At 66.2% G+C, this 7,189-nt stretch carries 5 protein-coding genes; 3 read left to right on the forward strand and 2 right to left on the reverse strand.

Features of this window, described 5'->3' with window-relative positions; genetic code table 11:
* Positions 1–15 precede the first annotated feature (15 nt).
* Both G3N93_RS09595 and G3N93_RS09600 read left to right on the forward strand, forming a co-directional pair.
* Positions 16–1,467, forward strand: coding sequence for an aldehyde dehydrogenase family protein (locus G3N93_RS09595; protein ID WP_206132883.1), 1,452 nt, complete (start codon positions 16–18; stop codon positions 1,465–1,467).
* Positions 1,468–1,705: 238 nt separating this feature from the next.
* Positions 1,706–2,770, forward strand: coding sequence for a porin (locus G3N93_RS09600; protein ID WP_241026480.1), 1,065 nt, complete (start codon positions 1,706–1,708; stop codon positions 2,768–2,770).
* 36 nt (positions 2,771–2,806) lie between these two features.
* Here the strand turns inward: G3N93_RS09600 and G3N93_RS09605 are convergent, their stop codons facing one another.
* On the reverse strand, positions 2,807–3,757 hold the full coding sequence (locus G3N93_RS09605) for an alpha/beta hydrolase (protein ID WP_241026479.1): 951 nt from the start codon (positions 3,755–3,757) through the stop codon (positions 2,807–2,809).
* Between the two features lie 246 nt (positions 3,758–4,003).
* Between G3N93_RS09605 and G3N93_RS09610 the strand changes: the two genes are divergently transcribed.
* Positions 4,004–5,035 (forward strand): AraC family transcriptional regulator, encoded by a 1,032-nt coding sequence (locus G3N93_RS09610; RefSeq protein WP_206132884.1) that lies wholly within the window; start codon positions 4,004–4,006, stop codon positions 5,033–5,035.
* A 121-nt stretch (positions 5,036–5,156) separates the two neighbouring features.
* Here the strand turns inward: G3N93_RS09610 and G3N93_RS09615 are convergent.
* The coding region (locus G3N93_RS09615; RefSeq protein ID WP_206132885.1) for a YadA-like family protein at positions 5,157–7,189 on the reverse strand (2,033 nt) is incomplete at its 5' end.

Raw genomic sequence — 7,189 nt, forward strand, 5'->3', positions numbered from 1 at the left:
ATCGAGGAGACGAGTATGGACGAGCAGTTGATAACCGGCCGTTTGCTGATCGACGGCGAACTGGTCGACAGCGAGACCGGCGAGTGGGCGGCGTCGATCAACCCGGCGACCGAGGCAGTGATCGGCCGCGCGCCGGCCGGTTCGCGCCAGGACGTCGCGCGGGCCGTGGATGCGGCGCAGCGCGCGTGGCCGGCGTGGGCCGAGCGCACCGGCGAGGAGCGCGGCGAGCTGCTGCGCGGGTTTGGCGAGCGCTTGCTCGAACGCGCGGAGGCGTTGTCGCGCATCGAGGTGCTCGATTCGGGCAACACCTACGTGCCGACGCTCGCAAGCATGCACGAGACGGTGCGCAGCCTGCGCTATTACGCGGGGCTCGTGCACGGGCTGCACGGCGAAACGATCCCGGCCACCGGCCGGAACCTGCACATGACCGTGTACGAGCCGTATGGCGTCGTCGGCCGGATCGCCGCGTTCAATCATCCGGCGATGTTCTCCGCGGCGCGTACCGCCTCCGCGCTCGTGACCGGCAACACGGTGGTGGTGAAGCCGCCCGAAACGTCGCCGCTGTCCGTGCTCGTGCTCGGCGAGGTCGCGCGCGAGACCTTGCCGGCCGGCGTATTCAACATCGTCAGCGGCACGGGTGCGGAAGTCGGCGATGCGCTGGTGCGCCATCCGGACGTGAAGCGTCTCGCGCTGATCGGGTCCGTGGCGACCGGGCAGGCGATCCAGCGCAGCGCGGCGGAAGTGGGCGTCAAGCACGTGACGCTCGAGCTGGGCGGCAAGAATCCGATGATCGTGTTTCCGGACGCGGACCCGGATGCGGCGGCCGAAAGTGCGGTGCGCGGGATGAATTTCTCGTGGCAGGGTCAGTCGTGCGGATCCAATTCGCGGCTGCTGGTGCACGACGACATTTATGACGACGTGCTCGCGCGTGTCGTCGAGCGTGTGGCCGCGATTCGCGTCGGCGATCCGATGTCGCCCGACACGGGCATGGGCCCGATCAATTCGCGCAAGAGCTACGACCACGTGATGAGCTTTCTCGATCCGGCGCAGACGCACGGTGCGCGGCTGATGACGGGTGGCCGCCGCCCGCCCGGGCGCGCGTTCGAAAAAGGCTTCTGGGTCGAGCCGACCGTCTATGCCGATGTCACGCCCGCGATGCGGCTGTGGCGCGAGGAAGTCTTCGGCCCGATTCTGTCGGTCGCGCGATGGCGCGATGTCGATGAAGTGGTCGCGATGGCCAACGACACGGAATACGGGCTCTCGGCCGCGATCTGGACCAACGACATCCGGCAGGCGCTCAACACCGCGCGTCGCATCCGTGCGGGCAGCGTGTTCGTCAACGGCAGCAACACGCACTTTCTCGGCGTGCCGTGGGGCGGATTCAAGAACAGCGGCGTCGACCGGGAAGAGGGGATCGAGGAGATGTACAGCTACGTCGAGAAGAAAGTCATCAACGTGATGCTGTGACACGCACGACTTGCCGCCGGCCGTTCCCGTCATGGACGGTTTCGGCCGGCGATGCCGGGCGCGATCCATCGATAACAATCGGGTAACGCAGCCCGCGACGACGTATCAAGGCGGGAATACACCTCCCGCACGCATCAATTAAATAGTTTTCCTAATAAAAATGACGGGTCGGCGTACGGGAAATCCGTAAGCGACCGGCGCGTCGAACCCTGACGGTTTGGAGACAGTATTCGTGAGAATGAAGGCAATGGCCGTCGCGCTGGCGATGGTGTCGTGCCACGTGCACGCGCAGAGTTCGGTGACGTTGTTCGGTCTGGTCGACAACGGCATCTCGTACGTGAGCAATTCGGGCGGCAAGTCGCTGGTTCAGGCGATGTCCGGCATCCAGGCGCCCAACCTGCTCGGGATCCGCACGGTCGAGGATCTCGGCGGCGGGTTCCAGGCGCTCGTCTTCATGGCGTCGCAGCCCGACATCAACAGCGGCACGGTGCGCGGCGGCGCGCTGTCCGGGCGCGAGTCCTACGTCGGCATCGTCACGCCCTACGGCACCGTGACGCTCGGCAGGCAGTTCGACTACATGTTCGACAACCTGTCGCTGCATCGCTGGGGGCATGAGATTTCCTATGTCAGCCTGTATCAGCTGCCGGGCGGCCCATTCTCGAAACTGGGCGCGGCGCTCGGCACCTTCGACTACACGCGTATCGCGGGGGGAGGGGCGACGCCGAACGCGGTCAAGTTCACGTCCGCGTATTACGGTGGGTTCCGGTTCGGCGCGATGTTCGGCTTCAGCAATATCGCCGGGCAGACCGGCAGCAACAACCTATCGAGCTTCGGGGTTTCTTACGACAACGGGCCGTTGCGGCTGGATGCGGCGTACACGTATTCGAAGGAGGAAGGGATCGACAACGGGCGCCTGGGCATCCGCAATGCGGGCGCGGGCGGACGCTATGCATTCGGCGACTTCGCGCTCGATGCGCTGTACGTGAATACGCACAACACGCTGACGGGCGCACATGTCGACACCTACGAAATCGGCGGGCTGTACCGGTTCGCGCCGGATTTCTTCGCGTATGCAAACTATCTTTACGCGAAGGGCAACCGGCAACTGACCGGCAATCATTCGAACCAGGCCGGCATCACGCTCGACTACCTGCTGTCGAAGAAAACCGACGTCTACATGAGCGCCGTGTATCAGCAGGCGAGCGGCGGCGAGGACGCGATCGCGTCGGTGTGCGGCACGTTCACCGCGTCGTCGGGCGCGCGGCAGGGCGTGTTGCGGGTCGGTGTTCGAACGGTGTTCTAGGCGATCCGCGCGCGGCATCGTGCCGGTGGACGGCATTCATTTCGTCGTCACGTCGCGATAGAACGCATCGATCGCATCGACCATCTGCGACAAGCCCGGCTGTTCGAGCGGATAGTGGCCCGCGTTGTCCAGCATGACGACCTTCACCGGCACTTTGCGCACGCGCTTCAGGAACGGTTCGCTCAGGTGCAGCGGCGTCCAGCGATCCGCGGCCGGTTGCGTGAGCAGGATCGGGCACACGGCGAAATCCTCCGGCTCGACCGCTGGCCGGTACGACATGTAGGAATCGAGGAACGCCATCGTCATCGCGTTGCCGGCGGAGGTGCGATCGGACAGCCACACCTTCAGCGCATCCGGGTCGTTGACGAGCGCGGACATCTTGCTGGCGAGCGTCATCGGCACCCGCATCGATTTCAGCGGGGTCATCGCAGTGAGATGCATCATCGGGCCGCCGACGCGGCTCATGAACACGCTGCGCGCGGTTTCGTCGCGCACCTGCTGAAGGCGTTGATCGAGGAAGGTCATGCCGACGATGCCCTTGACCTTGCCGTTCAGCGCGGCCACGTGATACGTGAGCATGCCGCCCGCGCTCAGCCCGTAGAGCACGATCGGCCGGTCGTCCTTCGCGCGCTCCGCGTCGATCAGATCGCTGCCCGCGCGCACCCAGTCGTCATAGCGGACCAGTGCACCCTTGGCGACTTCGGTCATCCCGTATTCGGGCATGTCGACCGCGATCGTTTCGTAGCCACGACGCGCCAGCTGCTCGCCGAGGATCATCGACATCTGCCGGCCGTTGGTGCCCACGCCATGGAACAGGATCACCTTCACCCGTGCCTGCGGGTTGCGATACGTGTCGAGATGCATGCGATGGCCGTGCCAGGACCACCATTCTTCCGTGGGTTGCTGGCCGTCCTTCCACTGGAAGTCGGTCGGAAGGAATTTCTGCATGTCGCGCCAGACGGGCTGGTCTGCGTAGGTCTTGGGCATGGTGGCGGACTCCGGTGGATTGGGCGAAACGGCATCGTCGGCAAGTGCCGGTGCGAGTGGTGCACTCGACAGGCCGGCGGCCAGCAGAAGCGTGCGGGCAGGGCGAAACAGCGAGGAGAGCTTCATGGTGATCGACGCCGTGCGGGTTGCGATGGCATCCATCATCGGTGCGCAGGCTCGCGCGATCCATGCTGGGGCAGGCCAACCGCTTTAGAATCTAGGCCAACCCACGTCGCGAGGCGTCTGATGAATGTCTGGAACTTTGCCCGCAGCCCGGCTTCCGTCCTGCTGATGATCGATTTCGGTCGCGACCGCAAGATCGCGCCGCAGGCATTGCTCAAGGGGTCGCAGCTCACGCTGAAGCAGCTTGCCGACCCGGATTTCACGGTGCTGGCTGCGCAGGAGCTGGCGGTGGCGTCGAACCTGCTCGACCTGACCGCCGGCGAGGCCGGCGTCGGACTCAAGGTCGGCCTGTCGTACCAGCTTTCGGCGTACGGGCTGCTCGGGTACGGCCTGCTGAGCAGCGCGACCGGCATGGACGCGGTCGCGCTCGCGGGCCGCTACCTGGCGTTGACCTATACGTTCGTCGGGATGACGTTCCGCCGGGCCGGGCAGCACGACGTAATTCAGTTCGGCGCGTCGCCGGAACTCGCGGCGAACGTGCAGCGCTTCTTCGTCGAACGCGCGATGGGTGCGACGTGCCGCGTGCTGCGCGACGTGATCGGCAGTGCGTTCGAACTCGCGACGTTCGATCTCGCGTATGGCGCCGGCCCAGGCCCCGGCGCCGACGCGAAGCAGCCGGTGCTCGGCGCGAAGATCCGGCACGGGCAGCCGGCCAGCACGCTCACGTTCGAACATGCGCATCTCGAGCGGCCGTTGCCGCAGGCGAATGCCGCGACCGCCGCGATGTGCGAGCGCATGTGTGCCGAGCTGATCACGCGCAGGCGGACGCGCGTCGATCTCGTATCGTTCCTGAACGAGTACCTGGCCACGCGCCCGTTCGACCGGCCGCCGCAGCTGAAGGACATCGCGACGCTGCTCAACACCAGCGAGCGCACGTTGAAGCGCCGGCTTCAGGAAGAGGGCGCGTGCTTTCGGGACATTTCGAGCGCGGTGCGCAAGACCCGCGCGCAGGCGCTGATCGCGGAAGGGCGGTTGTCGATCAAGGAAATTGCGCAGGAACTGGGATTCAGCGACATGTCGTCGTTCTCGCAGGCGTACAAGCGCTGGACGGGTGTCGCGCCGAGCGTGTCGCGACAGGAGACGGCCGGTTCGTAGCGCGCGGCCCGGCGGCGCGGCATCGCAGATACGAAAAAGCCCGTGAGCAACCTGATGCTCACGGGCTTTTTCGTGACCGCGTGGAGGCGGGCCGGCAGGCTGAGCGCCGGCCCGCATCGCATCACCACGAATGGCCGATGCCGCCGTTGACCATCATGCGCGAGCCGTTCACCGTGCCGACGCCGAGCTTGATCACGGTGTTCTGCGCGATCCGCGCGCTGCCGCCGACCGCGATCGCCGTGTAGCCGCCGTAGTTGCCGAACCCGGCGCCGACCGAGATCACCTTGCCCGGATCGACCTGCGGCATGCCTGCCAGCGCGCCGGCGATCGCGATGCCCGAATACGCGTTGCGGGCAAGGTCGTTCACGCCTTGCTGAATCGCGCCGACCCGCTGGTCGGTGTAGCGGTTCGCCGATTCGGTCGCCATCGTGAGCTGGTTCACGTTGACCGCGTCGGTGCCCTGCGTGCCCGGTGCGACGTTGACGATCTGGCGTTGCTGTTCCGCACTGCCGACCGACACGACGTTCGAGCGGCCGCCGTCGTCCGATTTCGCGCCGATCGCGACCGAGTTGGAGCCGGCCGTGACGGTCGGCGCATCGGTGCCCGAACCGTTCATGTCCGCCGTGATGCCCGTGTTGCGCGATGCCGACGTCGACAGGTTGTTGATCTGCGTGTTGATGTTGGTCACGCTGGTCGATAGCGACGACACGCGATCGTTGGTCGTCGACAGGCCGGTGGACAGCGACGTCACGCTCGTCGACGTGGACGTGGACAGCGAGCCCAGCGCTTCGTTGGTCGACGACAGGCCGGTCGACAGCGAGCCGATGCTCGTCGACGTCGACGTGGACAGCGATGCGAGGTTGCTGTTCGTCGAGCTGAGCCCGGTCGACAGCGATGCGACGTTCAGGTTGGTCGCGTGCAGCTGGCTGCCGTTGATCGCGTCGGTGCTGTCGGCGCTCACGCGGCCGGCCGCGACGTTCTGGATCTGGCGTTCCTGGCCGGGGGCGCCGACGCTGAACACGCCGAACGGGTTGGCGCCCGCATAACCGCCGAAATGCAGGTCGCCGATGGTCGACGACGACACGCCGACGGCGGCGCCGGTAACCGAGCGATGGCCGATCGCCACCGAGTTGTCGAGGTTGGCGATCGCGTTCGGGCCGATGGCGACGCTGTTCGCGCCGGTGGCCTGGCTGTCGGCTTCGGTCGAGTTCGCGTGGAAGTACTTCGCGCCCTTCGCGTTGAGGTTGTCGATGGCGTCGCCCACGCTGCCGTTGGTCGTCGTCGTGCCGTCGTTGTTGTACGTCACGTACGACGGCGCGGTGATCTTGCCGGTCGCCGGATCGTAGGTCGCGCCGCCGCCGAGCGCATCGGCGGTGCTGGTGCCGAGGTTCGTCGTGTTGACGGTGACCGAGCTGATGCTGGTCGACAGCGAGCCGAGGCCTGACGACGTGGACGTGGACAGCGACGTCATCGTGCTGTCCGTCGCGCTGAGGCCGGTCGACAGCGAGTTCATGCCCGTCGACGCGGACGTCGACAACGACGCGAGCGTGCTGTTCGTCGTGGACAGCCCGGTCGACGTGGAGGTCGACAGCGACGTGACGGTGTCGTTGGTCGTGCTCAGGCCGGTCGACAGCGACACGAATCCGGTCGACGTCGAGGTCGACAGCGAGACGATATTGTCATTCGTTGTACTGATCGTGGTGGACAAGGAACCGGCGGTGGTCGAGGTTGCGGTCGACAACGACGTCAGGTTCTGGCCGAGCGTGTCGATGCCGGTCGATGCGGACGTGGACAGCGAAACCAGTGCTTGGTTGGTCGTCGACAGGCCGGCCGACGTCGCGGTGGACAGCGACGCGACGGTGTTGTCGGTCGTGCTCAGGCCGGTGGACAGCGACGCCATGTTGCTGTCCACGACGCGCAGGCTGTCGGCGGTCGACGTCGACAACGACACGAGCGCGTCGTTCGTGGTGGAGAGGCCCGTCGACGTCGACGTCGACAGGCTCGTGACGCTGGAGCCGACCGCCGCGACTGCCTGGTTGGTTGCGTTCAACTGGGAGCCGTTGACGGCATCGGTGCTCTTTTCCGCGAGCCGGCCGGCAGCGACGTTGGTGATCGTGCGTTCACGACCTGCCGCGCCGACGCTGACGGTCGAGG

It is taken from the genome of Burkholderia sp. Se-20378 (assembly GCF_017104665.1).
Classification (GTDB): domain Bacteria; phylum Pseudomonadota; class Gammaproteobacteria; order Burkholderiales; family Burkholderiaceae; genus Burkholderia; species Burkholderia lata.

Coding starts and splice junctions, on each gene's coding strand:
- G3N93_RS09595 (WP_206132883.1), top strand. CDS start 16: ATGGACGAGCAGTTGATAACCGGCCGTTTGCTGATCGACGGCGAACTG.
- G3N93_RS09600 (WP_241026480.1), top strand. CDS start 1,706: ATGAAGGCAATGGCCGTCGCGCTGGCGATGGTGTCGTGCCACGTGCAC.
- G3N93_RS09605 (WP_241026479.1), bottom strand. CDS start 3,757: ATGCCCAAGACCTACGCAGACCAGCCCGTCTGGCGCGACATGCAGAAA.
- G3N93_RS09610 (WP_206132884.1), top strand. CDS start 4,004: ATGAATGTCTGGAACTTTGCCCGCAGCCCGGCTTCCGTCCTGCTGATG.